Source organism: Collinsella sp. AK_207A, from assembly GCF_902501965.1.
Classification (GTDB): Bacteria; Actinomycetota; Coriobacteriia; order Coriobacteriales; family Coriobacteriaceae; genus Collinsella.
Window position 1 is genome coordinate 267,666 of sequence record NZ_CABWID010000010.1, and the last position, 15,283, is coordinate 282,948.

The window sequence follows — 15,283 nt, forward strand, 5'->3', positions numbered from 1 at the left end:
TGGAACAAGGTGTCAGCTGGAATCGGCTGAAATTCGCGGGCACCGGAGCCGAAGGGCATCGCAACCAAACTTGTGTTCTTCTCCTGGGTACTTTGTGCAGATTGACACCCCTTTGCCTTGAAACCCACCGATGCAACACCGACTCCTACCAGCTCCGTTCAGCTTTTTGGAAGATTGCCCCGGTATCTCCTTCAGACATTTGGAAGCTCAACCGTAATCTGGTTCAGATTCCCCACGGTACGCTCGCCTTCCCGAGAACGCCGTCGAAGGGAGTGACGCCATGACACGCAATCGAAGATCGAACGTACCCCCGCCCATGCCGATCGTGATAGCGGTGATTATCCTCTTAACCGCGCTGGCGGCGCTCTCGGCCTTGCGTCCGCTCTCGGCACGTGCTGCCGTTGACGCCATCGTCATCCAGTCGGACGAGTGCCTCACCGAATTCACCTCTGTCGGAGCCGTGACTCCCTCGTTCTTTCAGGTAACGGGCGGCGGCACCGGCTCCGCGGCATATTGCGCCATGGCGAGCATGAAGGCCCCGCGCAACGGCGACTCCTGCGCCTACTACGGGAGCCTCGGTATCCCTGAGCTCGACTACGTGATGTACCACGGCTACGACGGTGAGGTGGTTACCCAGATCTACGGCCTCGACGAGAAGCGATCGAAAGCAGCGACCGCCGTCGCCGTGTGGCTCGCCATCGGAGACCAGCGACTGGACGTCCAGACGGTGATCGGCGCGATCGACGGCAAACAGTACCAGGGGAACGGTGCCTGGCAGCTCGGATACAACTCCATCACCGACACCGCTGTCAAGAACGCCGCCTGGCGCCTGTACCAGGAGGGCCTTGCTTACAAGACCGCGGGCGAGCATGCGCCCGAGAAGGGATGTACCACCTATTGGCGCTCTGGCGCGGATCCCTCCTACGGCCGCTGGCAGGCCATGGTCACCGTGGAGAAGAGCGTGGACGTGACATTCTCCAAGACCTCCGCGAACGCCACACTCACCAACGGTAACACGGAATACAGCGTGGCCGGCGCCGAATATGACATCTTCCTCGCGTCGAACAATACCAAGGTGGCACACATCACCTTGGATGGCAATGGCCAAGCGAACTTGTCTCTCAAGCCGAATACCGACTATTACGCCGTCGAGACCAAGGCGCCGCGAGGCTTTGTGCTCGATACCGGGAAGCGCGCGTTCCAGACCAAGACGGGACAGACCGCGGTCACCCTGACCGATATCCCCGGCGCCGTGAACCTCTCTCTGCGCAAGCGTGACGCCGATACGCACGGCAACGCCCAAGCAGCGGCGACCCTCGAGGGGGCCGTGTTCCGCATCACGGACGCCAACGGCAAGACGCATGAGGCGAGAACTGATACCCAGGGGCGCTTCTCGGTGACGGGCCTACCGCTGGGTCAGATCACCGTGGTTGAGACCAAGGCGCCTACCGGCTATCTCCTCGATGAGACTCCCCGCATCTACCAGTCCTCCGCAGATGACTTGCCCGCCACAGGGGTGGTCGAGATTGAACGAGCGAATGACTATGACGAGCAGATCATCCGCGGCGGGGTCCGCGTACAAAAGCTCGATGCCGACAGCGAGAACGATCACAACACGGGAGACACCTCCTTTGCCGGCGTGAAGTTGCAGGTCTTGAACGCCAACGCGGGAGACGTCATGGTCGGCGGCAAGGCCATCCCCCAGGGCGGTGTGGTCGCAACGCTCACGCTCGACGAGCACGGCACGGCCGCCACTTCGGCAAAAGCCTTGCCGTACGGCACGTACCGTGTGATCGAGAGCGCCGGGGCGGGCGGATACCGCCTGAACCGCGATTGGTCGGCGACCATCACAATCGAGCACGACGGTCAGATGGCCGACCTCACCGCGAACCCGGTTTCCAACGAACCCATCCGAGGCGATATCCTCGTCCGGAAACGCGATGTGCAAACCGACGCGACCACCGCGCAGGGAGGCGCCACCTTGGAAGGCGCCGAGATCTCCATCACCAACCGCTCAACCAAGATGGTGAAGGTCAACGGGGTGTTCTACCAACCCGGTGAGGTTGTCTGCCGCCTGCTAACCGACGCTCAGGGCAAGGCGCGAACCGAAAACGGGGCGCTACCCTACGGCACCTACGAGCTCATCGAAACCAAACCGCCGCGCGGATACAAACTGAACACCACGTGGAAGAAGACCGTCGAGATCCGAGAGCACAACAAACTGTATGAGGTGACCGGTCCGTGCGGCAGCATGAACCTTGCTGGCAAGAGCAACACCTCCGGTGTGGGCAACCTGGTGAAACGCGGCGACCTGCACTTCAACAAAATTGCCGGGATCGCGCAGCGGCGCTTGCCACGCACGGCGTTCCTCATCACCTCCGATTCCACGGGAGAGCGCCATGTGGTAGTCACCGATGAGAACGGCTCCTACGACTCACGCGCCTCATGGACTCCGCATACCGCGTACGTGGACGATGAGGGCATCGAGCATAAGACCAACGCCAACGATGCGCTCCTCTCCTCGGATGGGGCTGCCATCACAGACAGCCGGGGACTCGATCCCGCTGCGGGAACCTGGTTCTTCGGCTCTGCGAACAACAAGGATGCCGCGCCCGACAACGCGCTGGGAGCGCTTCCGTACGACACGTATACCGTGCAGGAGCTGCGCTGCGAAGCGAATAGGGGCTACCAGCTCGTCCGCTTCCGCCTGAGTGTGACACGCGACGGAGCCGCCGTTGACGCCGGCACCCTCACGGATACCATGCCGTCCATCTCCACCAAGCTTGGAGACGGCAATGGCAGCCAAGAGCTCGCTGAGATGGAAAATCTACAGCTCATTGATACCGTCAAGCTGAGCGACCTTGCCGAGAGCGCAACCTATACGCTTGTCTGCAAGCTTTGGGACGACACAGCCGGTGCCTATCTCACGAACGGGGATGGCAGCGAACGCACCTGGCAGCAGGAGGTGCATGCCAAGGGAACCAGCGTCACCGTCCGCCAGAAAATCAGCCTTGATGCGCGCAGTCTGACCGGTCACACGCTCGTGGCCCACGAGTTTCTCTACGATGCTGGCGGAACCCTCATCGCCGAACACGCGGATAACAGCGATCCCGAGCAGACGGTAACCTTTGCGTCGCTCGACACCATGGCCTCCGGAGCGCACGGCGAGCGCGACATCCCCGCTGGTCCCACGACCGTGCACGATCGCGTGACCTGGGCAGGTCTTCGCCAAGATGCCGTGTACGAACTCACGGCAACCGTCCACCTCCTCGATGAAAAGGGGCGGGACGACGGCGTGGCAACCAAGACCGACGGAAGCCCCGCACGGGCAACGAAGGAGTTCACGGCAACCTCCTCGCAGGGTGATACCGCCATGGAGATCGAGGTTGACGCTACGGAACTCGGTGGACGAACCCTGGTGGTCTTCGAGGTGCTCAAGCGCAATGGAACCACCGTCGCCCGGCACGAGGACGTACGCGATGACCAGCAGATGGTCACCGTACCGCGCATTGAGACCAAGGTCTCGGGCGAGGACGGTTCGAACACAGCCCGTGCAGCTGAGGATGCTTCTTTTACCGATGTGGTCCGTTACCAGGGACTCGTTCCCGGTCAGACCTATGAATTGCGCGGCACCCTGCATCTGCGCCACGAGGATGGAAAGGACGCAGGCTCATTGACCGATGAGGCAGGGAACGAGCTTGTCTCGACGGTCTCTTTCACGCCTACGGAGTCAACGGGTGAGGTCGAGGTACCGTTCAACATCGATGCTCGCGCGCTCGATGGCAAGACGCTCGTTATTTTTCAAACGCTCGCCCGAAACGGCGTAACCTTCGCCACCCATGAGGATATCGGCAGCGGCGATCAGGAAGTCCTCCTTCCTCATATAGACACCACCGCGACCGATGCGGACACCGACTCCCATGAACTTGCCTCCACGGGCAAGGTCACGGTCGTGGACCGTATCTCGTACGAGGGTCTCGTCCCCGGTCACCTCTACACGGTAACGGGGACGCTCATAGATGCGGCAACCGGAGAGGCAGCCCTCGATGCCTCCGACCAGCCCATTCGTTCACAGGAGCGCTTCACGCCCAAACAGAGCTCGGGCACCGTGGAGATTACGTTCACCTTCGATGCGGCGCGTTTTGCCGGAAAGACCTTGGTGGCGTTTGAAGAGGTCGAGCGCGACGGCAAGCTCTGGACTTCCCACGCCGACCTCACCGACGCGGATCAGACGGTGACCATCCCCCGCATCGGCACCTCGCTCGCGGATAACGGCGGCGCACATGAGGTTCAAGCCGCTCGCGACCCCAAGCTCATCGACACCGTTGCCTTTGAGAACCTCACCCCCGGCACGGAGTATCGACTCGTCGGCAGGCTCAAGAATGCCGAGACCGGCAAACCGGTGACGGACGCCAGCGGCAGGGAGGTCAAGGCGAAGACCTCATTCACCCCGAAGAAGCCCGACGGCTCCGTGGACGTCACGTTCGCCTTCGATTCCAGCAAGCTCGCTGAGCAGCGTCTGGTTGCCTTCGAAGAGCTCTGGCGCGCCGATTCGCTCATCGCCGCCCATCGCGATCTCACCGATGAGAACCAGACGGTCAGCATTGTTGACATTACTACCAAGGCAAGCGATGCCCAAGACGAGGACAAGTCCCTTGAGCTGCGAGACGGTATCGCGACCATCGCCGACGAGGTGGAATACCAGGGACTTACCCCGGGTGAAACCTATGAGCTCGCCGCGAGCGTCATCGCGAAGGACAGCGAGAACAAGGAGGTGCTCCCTGCTCTTGACCTGACAGAAATAGAGGTCGTTGAGCTGCAGGAGGACATGGAGAAGGATGTCGAACTCCTCTCGAATGGGCGAGTCCGCTTCACGGCGCAAGCGCCCTCTGGGAGCATCCGCGTGCCGATTCGCATCTTCATCGGAGCGCTCTCCGGAAAGACGCTCGTCGCGGCAGAAGAGCTCACGCGCGGCGGAAGGACGGTAGCGGTGCATCGAGACCTCGAAGATGAAAAACAGACGGTGCGAGTACCGGAAATCGACACGACGCTTACCGCGCTTGATGGCAAGCACGCCGTTGCGAGCAATGCCTCGGTTGAGCTGGTGGACACCGTTTCGTATCGCAATCTCGTGCCCGGGAAAACCTACCGCGTCATCGGAGCGCTCCAGCTCCTGCCCAAAGACTGGCCAAGCGGGCGAGACAAGGCGGACGTTGAGCCCGAAAGCGACGCCGTGGTAGCAGAGGATGCGGCCGAGCGTGTTGATACCGCCCTTACGGGCGCCGACGGGCAGCCGATGAGCGCTGAGGCCGCCTTCACGCCCGAGCAGCCCGACGGCACGGTACCGGTTACCTTCTCCTTCGATGCGCAAAAGCTCGGAGGCCGAAAAGTCGTCGCGTTTGAACGCCTCTACACCGAGGACGGCTCACTCGTCGCACAGCATGAAGATCTTGATGATCGAGCCCAGACCGTCGAGGTTGCCGCGCCGCTCCCCAAGACCGGTCTGTTCAACCGCCTCGCCGTCCCCCTGCTTGTCACGGCCGCCACAGCGGTCACCGCGCTTGGGTGGTATACCCGGCACCATGGCCAACGTTCAGGCCCGAAGGGACCGCGCTGGATGATGCGTCAACGGTGACGGCGCGGTTAACCAGCTCAGGAGACTGTACGTAACAAGGACCTGGCTTCCATTGCTGCACATCGCAAGCAATGGAAGCCCGGTCATCTCGTTCCAGCGCAGATTGTCACTCAGCAGTCGAGCCGGAATCGCTCGTACCAGAGGAGGAACTACTCTCCGATTCGCTCTCCATCATGGTGTTGAGCTCGGCGTTTTTCTGCTCAGCCTTGATATTCTCAGCACGCGTATCGGATGGCGTCGATGCCTTGATGCCGATAACGTAGGCCCCAAGTCCGCCCAACCCGAGCGCGATGAGCGCCGCAATGAGATAGGCAATCCAATGCCGTCTGATAAAGTCCATCGCTTCCTCCACACCCCCGAACCATAAACGACATGCTAACAGCTTTTCCAGTCTCTTCTTGCAGCTACTTGGCTCGATTGCCAGCAAAATGGGACCGGATACGATCCGATCCCATCATCGTTCCCCTTGCAAGTGCACTGAACGCCAGATGCCTCGCGACCCTTAGGACCGGCGAATGGCCTCGGTCACCACGTTGGCCACGTGATTCACGTTGCGCGGATCGATATTGAACGGCTGGTCCTCCTCGTTGTGCGAGCACGCCAGATGCGTGGCGTCGATGCCGGCGAGCGTCAGGGCGCGCAGACTGAGCTCCATGGCGGCATGGGCGTCGGTATCGATGAACGGCATGTCCACCGCACCGATCTCGCCATGGAAGGCGGAAGACACGCGCGACACGAGCTTCATGATGCGCTTATCGCCCTTGAGCACGCGATTCTCGCCCTCGGTGGCAAGCATAGCCAAACGGCCGGCCCCCACGCTCTCGAGGTTGATGAGGAACACGCCGCGCAGATACTCGCGATGCGTGGAAAGGAAGGCCTTCATGCCTGCGTTGCCATACTCGGAAGCGCCGGTCGCCACGAACCAGATGTCGTGACCCAGGAGTTCGTCATCACCCATGCTGGTGATTGCATCGCGTAGCTCGTCCTCGGAGACACCCTCGGCTCCCGTGGCGCCACCCTTCCAGTCGTCATCGGAGTCGAAGTTATCCCAGCTGCCGATCTCGCCGCCGGTGCGCTTGGCGTCGAAATCGTCTCCCACGCCCAGCCACTCGCCCATGCTCTCCTGTTTATCCTTCTTACGGCCGAAGAGCTTGCCCAGGGCGTGCCGTTCCTTCTTGGGCGCCGGGGCTTCGGACTTGATGGTCACAGGCGCAGGGGGCTTCGGCTCGCTCGTGGGAGCCATGGCCGCGTCCTCCGGGGTGACCAAGCTGAACCCGCTCGTCGTAGGCGTTTCCACCGCGGAAACGGGCACGGTCGGAATCGGACCCGATGAGGCAAAGGGATCACTCGGAGCGGTTGCCGGGTCGGGAATATCGAACAGCGCGGTGCGATTGGACGAAACCGGCTGCTGATATGCCGAAGGATCGGGCACCACGGGAGGGATCTGACGGATAACGGTACCGTTCCCCATGCTCGGAATGTTCAGCGAGCGCTGCGGACGCGGTGCGGGAGCGCTCTTCGCCTGGATCTGGGCCATCAGCGAATCAACGGTCTCCGCCGGCTGGGACACAGCCTGGGTAGCCTGGTCGTCCTGCGCCGGCATGGCAACCGTTGCGGAGAGATCGGCCTCGGCAGCGGGCTCCGGAGTACCCTCCTCGTTCGCAGACGCCTTGCTCGCGGGATCCTCGTCGGCCGCAAGATCGATGGGAACCGTCACGGACACGGTCTTTTGCGGGTCGGTCGGCGCAGCGCCCTCTGCAGCGGGCGCCGCACCCGCTCCATCCGCCCCACCGGAGCGAGGCTCAGCCGTATCGGACGGCTCCTCGGCACCGTGCTCGTCATCCAGCTCGGCATACTCGACCACGGCATCCACCGCGTCTGCGTACTCGGCGGCATAGAGAAGGTGAGCGGGGGTCGCCTCGCCGGCATAGATCACGCCGGCAGGAGGCACAGGGATCTCTTCCGGCTCAGGGGTCTCTTCCGACCCAGGGGTCACCTGGGTCATCTGCTCCGACGCGGGCTCCGCCGTAGGAGCGGCATTTGTCGCGGGAGCAGCATCCCCCTCCGCGGCAGGCATATCGGTGTATGCCTCGCTCGTCGCAGGCCCGTCCGCGGTCGCGGCGACAACCTGCTCGTCCATCTCGGTCACAGCGGGAACAGCGGCATCGTCTGCTTGCGCAGCGACCTCGGCATTCGCTTCCTCTTCGACGGCGTCGCCATTCGCAACGGAAGCGGGCTCGGCCTCAACCGGAACGGCGGGCACCGCTGCGGAAACGGACGCCGCCGCGGAAGCGCCGTCATCAGAGGAATCCTGGTCGGTCCCGTTCTCCCCCACGTACACAACGCGGCAAGAGACGGGAACCATGCCCAGGGAGTGAATCACATCGGAGCCGTAGCGAATGTTGCCGAGCGCGTTCACCGGCACGGCGGTCGGCTGCGGCTCGGGCAAAACGGGCTCCTCCGTCTCCGGAGCGGAACCGTCGCGCGACTCATCTTCCTGCGCCGGCTCGGAAACAACCTCGTTACCCTCAGAAGCGGCCTCAGATGAAACGGGAACTGGAGCGGGAACGGGTGCGGCATCGTCTTCCACCGGCGCTACGGCGTTGGCGCCGCCAAACGAATCCAAGCCGGCATCGATACCCACACCGTCCATAGCCTGCGTAGACGCGGGCGTGGGCACGGGAGCAACAACGGGGGCGGCAGCCTCGGGAACGGCCGCGTCCTCGTCGGCGACCTCCTCGGGCGAAGCAACCTCCGCGCCGAGCATGTCACCATCCTCGCCACCGAACGCATCCACGTCCTCATCCGCGGAAGGCACGGCAAAGCTCGCTGCCAGGGAAGACTGGCGTCCCATATAGGCCTCGAACGGTTCGTCGTTCGGGAACTCCTCGCCGTGCGCCCAGGGGGCCACAGCGTCCATGACGCCCAACATGGCGGCCACGGAGGACTTGTTGCACACGGAACCCGAGGTATAGGGGGTGAAGAAACGGTTGGCGATGATGGCCACGGCGTTCGCGAGCGGCACGAGGGCAGCAAGGATGGCGAGCACCCACAGAATCGCTTTTGCGGCGCCGGGCAGCGGCAGCAAGCGCACGACCGCGATGGCGGCGGGAACGATCATGGCGTAGGGCAGGAACTTGGCAACGAGCGGTCGATACGCGGCAAACGGCTCCTGCGCAAACAGGTCGGCACGCGGAGAATCGTAATGGGCGACCACCACGACGGGGCGGTTGCGCGGAGACGCCATGGGGCCGGACGCCACATGGTGCGCGATCACGTTCTGCGAGAGACCGCCGGATCCCAGGTGGAAGAAATCGATACGGCCGGCGCGCTCCAAACCGAAGACCACAGCGGCGGCCACGGCGAACAGGAAGCCGAACACGCCGAGCGCCCCGCTGAAGCCCATGAGGAAGGCACCGAGAAAGAGCACGATGCCCAGAATCGCCCGAACCACCTTGGGCGTGCCGTTTGCGGTGAACTCCTGTACCTCAGGTTCAAACCCGTGGGAGCGAAAGATATCTGCCACGAGGTCAGAAGCGGCGCGCTCCTCCTCGCTGCAAGCAGGCGTGATGCCGGTGTTTTGCAGCAGGTGATTGAGGTACTTTTCGGTATTGGCCATAGGGGCTCCACATCAGATGCTCGACAAGTACGGACGCCCGCCTTGGCGGTGCGCCCATATATTCCGCAAGTATACCCTTACTCAGGCCTACCTGCATCTTTTGCGTTTCCGCTGCATAAGTCCGCCGAGAGCGCAGTCCCTGTCGCAAAGTCCATATGGGCTAGAATGGACCGAACGAGAGTGCGGAAAGGAGCGCCCGTGGCTTCAGATAACGATGCATGGCGCATGATGAACCTGGCCTTCACGCTTAACACCTCGCGGCGGCCGGTGACCACGGAGGAGATCGTATCCGACTCCGACCTTGGCTACGGTTCCGCCAACAAGGACTCCGATAAGCGCAAGTTCCGGCGCGACCGCGCCGCCCTGGCCGAGCGGGGCATCCACGTGCGCGAGATTCGCCCGCTCGGAGCAAAGAACTCCGACCAGAGCTCCTGGACCATCGACGATAACTCCACCTACGCCGACACCCTCGACGCTGCCGACACGGATGCGCTGCTCGCGGCGCTCGATGATCAGATGGCTCGGACCGACCTTCCCTACCGTGGGTCCCTTCCCGCGCTGCGCACCAAAGTGGCCATGGCGACTGGGAGGTTGAACCAGGTGGCGGACGGGGCCACCGAATCGGAATCGATCCAGACGCCTTCCAACAGCGCCGTCTTAGATGCGGTGTGGGGCGCCTATCTACTCAGAAGGGGACTGCTCTTTGCATATCGCGACGGATCAGGCATTGAAACCAAGCGGACCGTCTTCATCTACGGCATCTTTACCAGAAACGGCCTCTGCTATTTCGTGGGCATGGATGATGTGGCCCAGGATATCCGAACCTTTCGAACCGACCGCGTCGCACGCGCGTACCAGCCAAAACCAAAAGACGTCTACGAGATTCCCGATAGCTTTCACCTCGATGAATACCTTTTTCTCCCCTTCGACCTTGCGATGGGCGACGACATAGACGCAACGTTCTCCTTCCCGGCCACGACGAATGCCGAGGAGATTCGCTCGCTCGGCTGCGAGCGTGGAACGCTTGAACGCGACGCGGGAGGGTTCTGGCGTTGGAGCGTGCACGTACGCGACCTCGATGCGGCGGCCGCCTTTGCCCTCAGCCATGCCCGCAGGGGCATGCGCTGCCTGGAACCTCCAGCCCTCGTGGATAGTTGGAACCGAATTATCAAAGAAGTGGTGGAGTGCCATGCCGGCGAGTAGCAAGAAGAGCGCAAATACCGTCATTAACCTGCTCATCCTTTTGAACACCAAGGGCGGCGCCGTGGCACGCGAGGAGGCGTGCCGCATACTTGGCGTCCGCGACGGCGCGCTTGACGAGGCCCTCGATATCATCAACTCCCTGGCGAACCGCGAGTCGGGTGCGAGGGCCGTGGTCGTGGACGACGGTGAGACTCTCACGCGCCTGGGTCACTCGGCCGACCTCGCCCCGATTCGCCTGACCATAGACGAAGGGCTCATCCTCTCGCAGGTCATGACAGATGTCGACTTGGATGAAACCCTCCGGCAACGCGTCGCCGATGCGTTGCTCCCCCTTGGAATAGCCCCCACGCGAGACGCCCGCGTGGCGGATACCACCCACTATGGGCCCTATTACCAGCGCCTGAGCGAAGCGGTGGCCGACGGTATCCGCTGCCGCATCGTCTACCGCTCCGACCGGGAACCGGCGCCCACGACGCGGACGATCGATCCGCTGCGGCTGCGCGTCGAGACGGGCATCTCCTACCTCGACGCCTGGGACGTGGAGCGCGACGCGCAGCGACGCTACCGCTTGGACCGTATAACCCAGGTCTCCTTTACCGAGGACTCCGCAAATCGGCACACCTGGGACCGCGCCGGCCTTGCCGAAAGCCTGAAGCGCGACGGCCAGGTTGCCACGCTCGCCTTTCCCTCCGAGCGCCACGCCCATATGCGGGACTGGTCCGGCATGGGCGACGTGGTTACCGTGCGCGAGGGACTCGCCTTAGCGAGTGTTGCCTACACGAACGAGGCATGGCTCTTTGACCAGGTCCTTGAGGGTGCGGGCGAAATTCAAATCATAGCTCCGCTGGAGCTGCGGGAGCGGCTGCGCGACTACGCCGCCGCCCTTCTCACCGCGTAGAAGCGCCACCGACGCCGCCGGCGTCTACTCGTGACCGCGGCGCCACAACGTGAGAAACCGTCCCACCTGCCGCGCCTCGAGCCGCTGGTAGTCCGTGGGCAAACTCTTCAGGAACTGCTTTCCGTAGCCCTTGCTCACCAGGCGCGAGTCTGCCAGCACGAGCACGCCCGCGTCCGTGGAAGATCGGATGAGCCGGCCGGCTGCCTGCTTGACCTCGAGTACGGCATCGGGAAGCGCGTACCGGGCCCAGGCGCGGTTCTCGCGAACTTCGCGCTCGCACGAGAGCGGGTCGGTGGGCGGGCTGAACGGCAGTTTGGGAATCACCACGCAGCGCAGCGTCTCGCCACTGGCGTCGAACCCTTCCCAAAACGCCTTGAGTGCAAAGAGCGAGGAGGCCTTATCGGCCAGGAACTTCTCCCGCAAGCGTCGAACGCTCGTCCCGTGCGCCTGATAGTCCAGCACCAAACCCTCCCGGGCCAGGCGCGGAGCCACCCGTTCATAGAGGTCCTCCATGTCGCGCCGGTTGGTGAACAGCGTCAGCGTCGAGCCGCCCATGGCAACGTGCACATCCACGAGCAGCTCCTCGAGGGCGTTCAGGTAGGCATCGCGATTGCGCGGATCGGGAAGATCACCCGCCACCACCACGGCCATGTTGCGCTCGAAATCGTAGCTCGAGTCCAGATGACGCGAGCTGCTCGCGCCCGCAGGAAGACGGTCGAGCCCCACGGCATGGTTGAAGTGCTCAAACGAGTTCGAGATGCTACAGGTAGCCGAGGTGAAGATGACCGTCTTCATCTCGGGCAACCACTCCTCGGCAAGCGCCTCGCCGATATCCATGCGCTCCGCCGTCAACGATTCGCCGCCCACCCGGAGCCGGTGATTCACCTGGAAGGAGTACACGTAGCGATCATCCGTGCCATCCATGACGAGTTTGAGCACGTCCCGCAGATCAGCGAGGGAGTTCGCCGCATCCGAGAGGTCGGCGATGGCTTCCGGTTTCTCCTCGCTCGCCGCTTGCACCAAACCCGCAAGGTTCTTGGCAGCCCCGTCGAGCGCGTCCCGCGCCGCGGCGGCAACCGGGAGAAAAGTCTCCCATGCCTGGGAGGCGCGCAGCTCCGCGCCGATCCACGTGTTCACGTTGTCGAAGCCGCCGCGCGCCTTCTTACCGAGCAGGCGGATGCCGTCGAAGAGGTCGGCCAAGGATGAGGACGCGCGCTGCACCGAGGCGACTGCCTTGGCCAGCACGCCCAGGTAGAGCGTGGCGGCATCTGATGCAGCTAGGTCGTGCGCGGCGCGGCCCAGCGAACCCGTGCGGTCGGTACCCAGGCGCTCGAACAGAGCACGCACTTCATCAGCCGAAACCGTGAGCGCCCACTGACGGCGCGCCTCCTTTTCCACGGAGTGCGCCTCATCTACCACCCAATGTCTGATCGGCGGCAGGATCTTTCCGTCTGCGGCGACGTTTCGAAAGAGCAGCGAGTGGTTCGTGACCACCACGTCCGAGCGGGCAGCACGGCGGCGCGCGCCATGCACCAGGCATCCTTCCGGATAGAACGGGCAAAGCCTCCGGGCGCACTCTCGCGAGCTGCACGTGAGGTCGGCACGGTTTACGCTGCGCCAGCGAATACCAAGCCCGTCCAGGTCTCCCGAGGGAGACTGACACGCGAACGCGTAGATGACCGCGATCGCCGTGAGCGTATCGGCCGGGTTCTTATCGGTTTTGACCTCCTGGGCGCGTGCCAGACGTTCCAGGCGGCGGAGACACGGGTAGTGGTCGTACCCCTTGAGTGCGCAGAACGAAAGGCCACCGGGAAGCTCGCGGGCGAGTCGGGGCAGCTCCTGGTACATGAGCTGGTCGGCCAGGTTGTTCGATTTGGTGGCAACGCCCACCGTTATCTTGTTACGGCGCGCAGCCTCCGCCATGGGAACCAGGTACGCCACGGACTTACCGACACCCGTGCCCGCTTCGATCACGCGGTGCGTGGAGGTCGCCAGGGCATCGCGCACCGTTACGGCCATGGCCATCTGCTCCTCGCGCGGCTCGTAGCCCGGATACATCCGGCTCACCAGGCCACCGGGGGCAAAATCCTCCTCCACCTCGGCAGCGCTTGGCACGTCGAGCGCGGGCAGGTCGTCGGCATTCACCCGTTCGGGCTCGCTTACCGCCCGTACCACCTTTGAGCGTGCCTCTACCAGGGAAAACGTTGCCGTCGGCTGGCTGCCGGCAAGGTACGAGAAAATCGGCCGGTACGCCCACGGCACCTCGGGATGCATATCGGCCAACCGGCGCAGGAGCCCCTGCGGCAGATCGTCCAGGGCGGCGAGCAGGATACGCCAGACCCCGCAGAGTGCATCGACATCATCCACCGCGCGGTGGCTCACTGCGGCGCACCCAAAGAGCTCGGCCATGCTCGACAGTTTGTGCGAAGCCAGACGGGGCAGGGCGATGCGCGAAAGGGCGAGCGAATCGATCCAGAGGTCGCTCACCTTCACACCGCCCTTCACGCTCTCGATGAAGGAGCGGTCGAAGGTAGCGTTATGGGCGATCACCGGGGCGCCGTCCACGAACCGAGCCAGGTCGGCCACGGCATCCTGCGCTTCGGGAGCGTTTGTAACCTGCGCGTTCGTGATGCTTGTAAGCTTGGTTATCTCAGGCGGAATAAGCCCGTGCGGATGCACGAACGTGTCGAAGCGATCTACCACCGTGCGACCGGAGAGGCGCGCGGCGGAAATCTCGATCAGCTCGTTCTCGGAAACCGAAAGCCCCGTGGTCTCGGTATCGAGCACCACGACGTCTTCCTCGATCAGCCCGAACGACTGGGTACGAGCGCGTTCGGGCAGTTTGGCATAGGCGTCGATAACGAACTGGGGGGTTCCCGGCAGGACCGCTTCGCTGAAATTCATCAGGCTCCCGCCCGCTCGATTGCCATGTCGACCAACCCTGCGCATACCTCGGGAAACGTCAAGTCGGACGTGTGCCGAATCTCATCGGGATACAGCGAGGTATCGGTCATGCCGGGAATGGTGTTGGTCTCCAGGATGACCGGGCCTTCCGGTGTGACGATGAAATCGCTGCGCGATATTCCCAGGCAGCCCAGGGCACGGTGCGCCGCGCAGGCGAGTTCCTCGGTTCGCTGGTACAGCTCAGGGGAGATCTGGGCCGGGATACGGTGGAGCTTGGAGGGATCGATGTACTTCACGCTCGTGTCGTAGTACTCGGCACCCTCGTTCTGTACGCACACCTCAACGATGGGCAGCGCGCGCAGGTGCGCATCGTCGCCGAAGACGCCCACGGTCACCTCGGTACCGCGCACGCGGCGCTCTACGAGCACCTTTTCGCCGTACTCGAACGCGTGCTCGATGGCGCGCGGGAGCTCGGACGGATCCTTGACGAGCGAGATACCATAGCTCGAACCGTTTACCGCCGGTTTGACGAAACACTCGCCGCCTACGATCTTCACGATCTCGTCCACATCGTAGTCATTGCCGCGCTCGATGGCGCAACCGGGGGCGACGGGGATGCCGGCGCGGGCATAGAGCAGCTTGGAGAGCTCCTTATCGGCTGCGCACGCGCTCGCCGCCACGTTCGACCCGGTATAGGGAATACGCAGCACCTCAAGGAGACCCTGCATCGCGCCATCTTCACCCATAGCACCGTGGAGTGCCAGAAACGCGCAGTCGAACGAGCCTCCCGTTAGGGTGTCTATAAATGATGAATTTCCGGTATCGACGAGCTTGACTACGCCGAAACCGGCCTGTTCGAGCGCCCGCGCCGCATTCGCACCCGATGCCAGTGAAATCTCCCGCTCGCTCGACGTGCCGCCCGCGAGCACGGCGATGCGCATACTCTCCCTGCCGTTCGCAGCCATAGCTCCTCCTTTTTCGTGACAAAGGAGGAGTCCTTTTGTCACGCGCTCGATCAATCCTT

7 protein-coding genes are annotated in these 15,283 nt (G+C 63.2%); 3 read left to right on the forward strand and 4 right to left on the reverse strand.

Going from position 1 to position 15,283, the window contains the following annotated elements; all coding sequences use genetic code 11:
* Positions 1-280 precede the first annotated feature (280 nt).
* The gene (locus tag GDJ97_RS02760; RefSeq protein WP_152069683.1) at positions 281-5,635 is read left to right on the forward strand and encodes a VaFE repeat-containing surface-anchored protein; all 5,355 of its coding nucleotides are present in this window, start codon (positions 281-283) and stop codon (positions 5,633-5,635) included.
* Positions 5,636-5,741: 106 nt separating this feature from the next.
* On the opposite strand, the gene GDJ97_RS02765 is transcribed toward GDJ97_RS02760, so the two are convergent.
* Together GDJ97_RS02765 and GDJ97_RS02770 are read right to left on the reverse strand one after the other, a co-directional pair.
* A complete protein-coding gene (locus GDJ97_RS02765) occupies positions 5,742-5,975 on the reverse strand; it encodes a hypothetical protein (protein ID WP_152069684.1) in 234 nt (77 codons plus the stop codon).
* A gap of 162 nt (positions 5,976-6,137) precedes the next feature.
* Complete coding sequence (locus GDJ97_RS02770; RefSeq protein WP_152069685.1) at positions 6,138-9,254, reverse strand: M28 family peptidase; 3,117 nt, start codon at positions 9,252-9,254, stop codon at positions 6,138-6,140.
* 198 nt (positions 9,255-9,452) lie between these two features.
* On the opposite strand from GDJ97_RS02770, the gene GDJ97_RS02775 reads away from it, so the two are divergent.
* Positions 9,453-10,457, forward strand: a complete 1,005-nt coding sequence (locus GDJ97_RS02775; protein ID WP_193221283.1) for a YafY family protein — start codon at positions 9,453-9,455, stop codon at positions 10,455-10,457.
* On the forward strand, positions 10,444-11,355 hold the full coding sequence (locus GDJ97_RS02780) for a YafY family protein (RefSeq protein ID WP_193221284.1): 912 nt from the start codon (positions 10,444-10,446) through the stop codon (positions 11,353-11,355). The genes GDJ97_RS02775 and GDJ97_RS02780 overlap by 14 nt, the downstream gene beginning before the upstream one ends.
* A 24-nt stretch (positions 11,356-11,379) precedes the next feature.
* On the opposite strand, the gene GDJ97_RS02785 is transcribed toward GDJ97_RS02780, so the two are convergent.
* A complete protein-coding gene (locus GDJ97_RS02785; protein WP_152069688.1) occupies positions 11,380-14,259 on the reverse strand; it encodes a helicase C-terminal domain-containing protein in 2,880 nt (959 codons plus the stop codon).
* Positions 14,259-15,224 carry a D-alanine--D-alanine ligase gene (locus GDJ97_RS02790; protein ID WP_152069689.1) on the reverse strand — a complete coding sequence of 322 codons (966 nt, stop codon included), beginning with the start codon at positions 15,222-15,224 and terminating at the stop codon, positions 14,259-14,261. The genes GDJ97_RS02785 and GDJ97_RS02790 overlap by 1 nt, the downstream gene beginning before the upstream one ends.
* Between the last annotated feature and the right edge of the window lie 59 nt (positions 15,225-15,283).

Bases quoted from the DNA above. Each gene is read 5' to 3' on its own strand.
- GDJ97_RS02760 (WP_152069683.1), top strand. From the start codon at position 281: ATGACACGCAATCGAAGATCGAACGTACCCCCGCCCATGCCGATCGTG.
- GDJ97_RS02765 (WP_152069684.1), bottom strand. From the start codon at position 5,975: ATGGACTTTATCAGACGGCATTGGATTGCCTATCTCATTGCGGCGCTC.
- GDJ97_RS02770 (WP_152069685.1), bottom strand. From the start codon at position 9,254: ATGGCCAATACCGAAAAGTACCTCAATCACCTGCTGCAAAACACCGGC.
- GDJ97_RS02780 (WP_193221284.1), top strand. From the start codon at position 10,444: ATGCCGGCGAGTAGCAAGAAGAGCGCAAATACCGTCATTAACCTGCTC.
- GDJ97_RS02785 (WP_152069688.1), bottom strand. From the start codon at position 14,259: ATGAATTTCAGCGAAGCGGTCCTGCCGGGAACCCCCCAGTTCGTTATC.
- GDJ97_RS02790 (WP_152069689.1), bottom strand. From the start codon at position 15,224: ATGGCTGCGAACGGCAGGGAGAGTATGCGCATCGCCGTGCTCGCGGGC.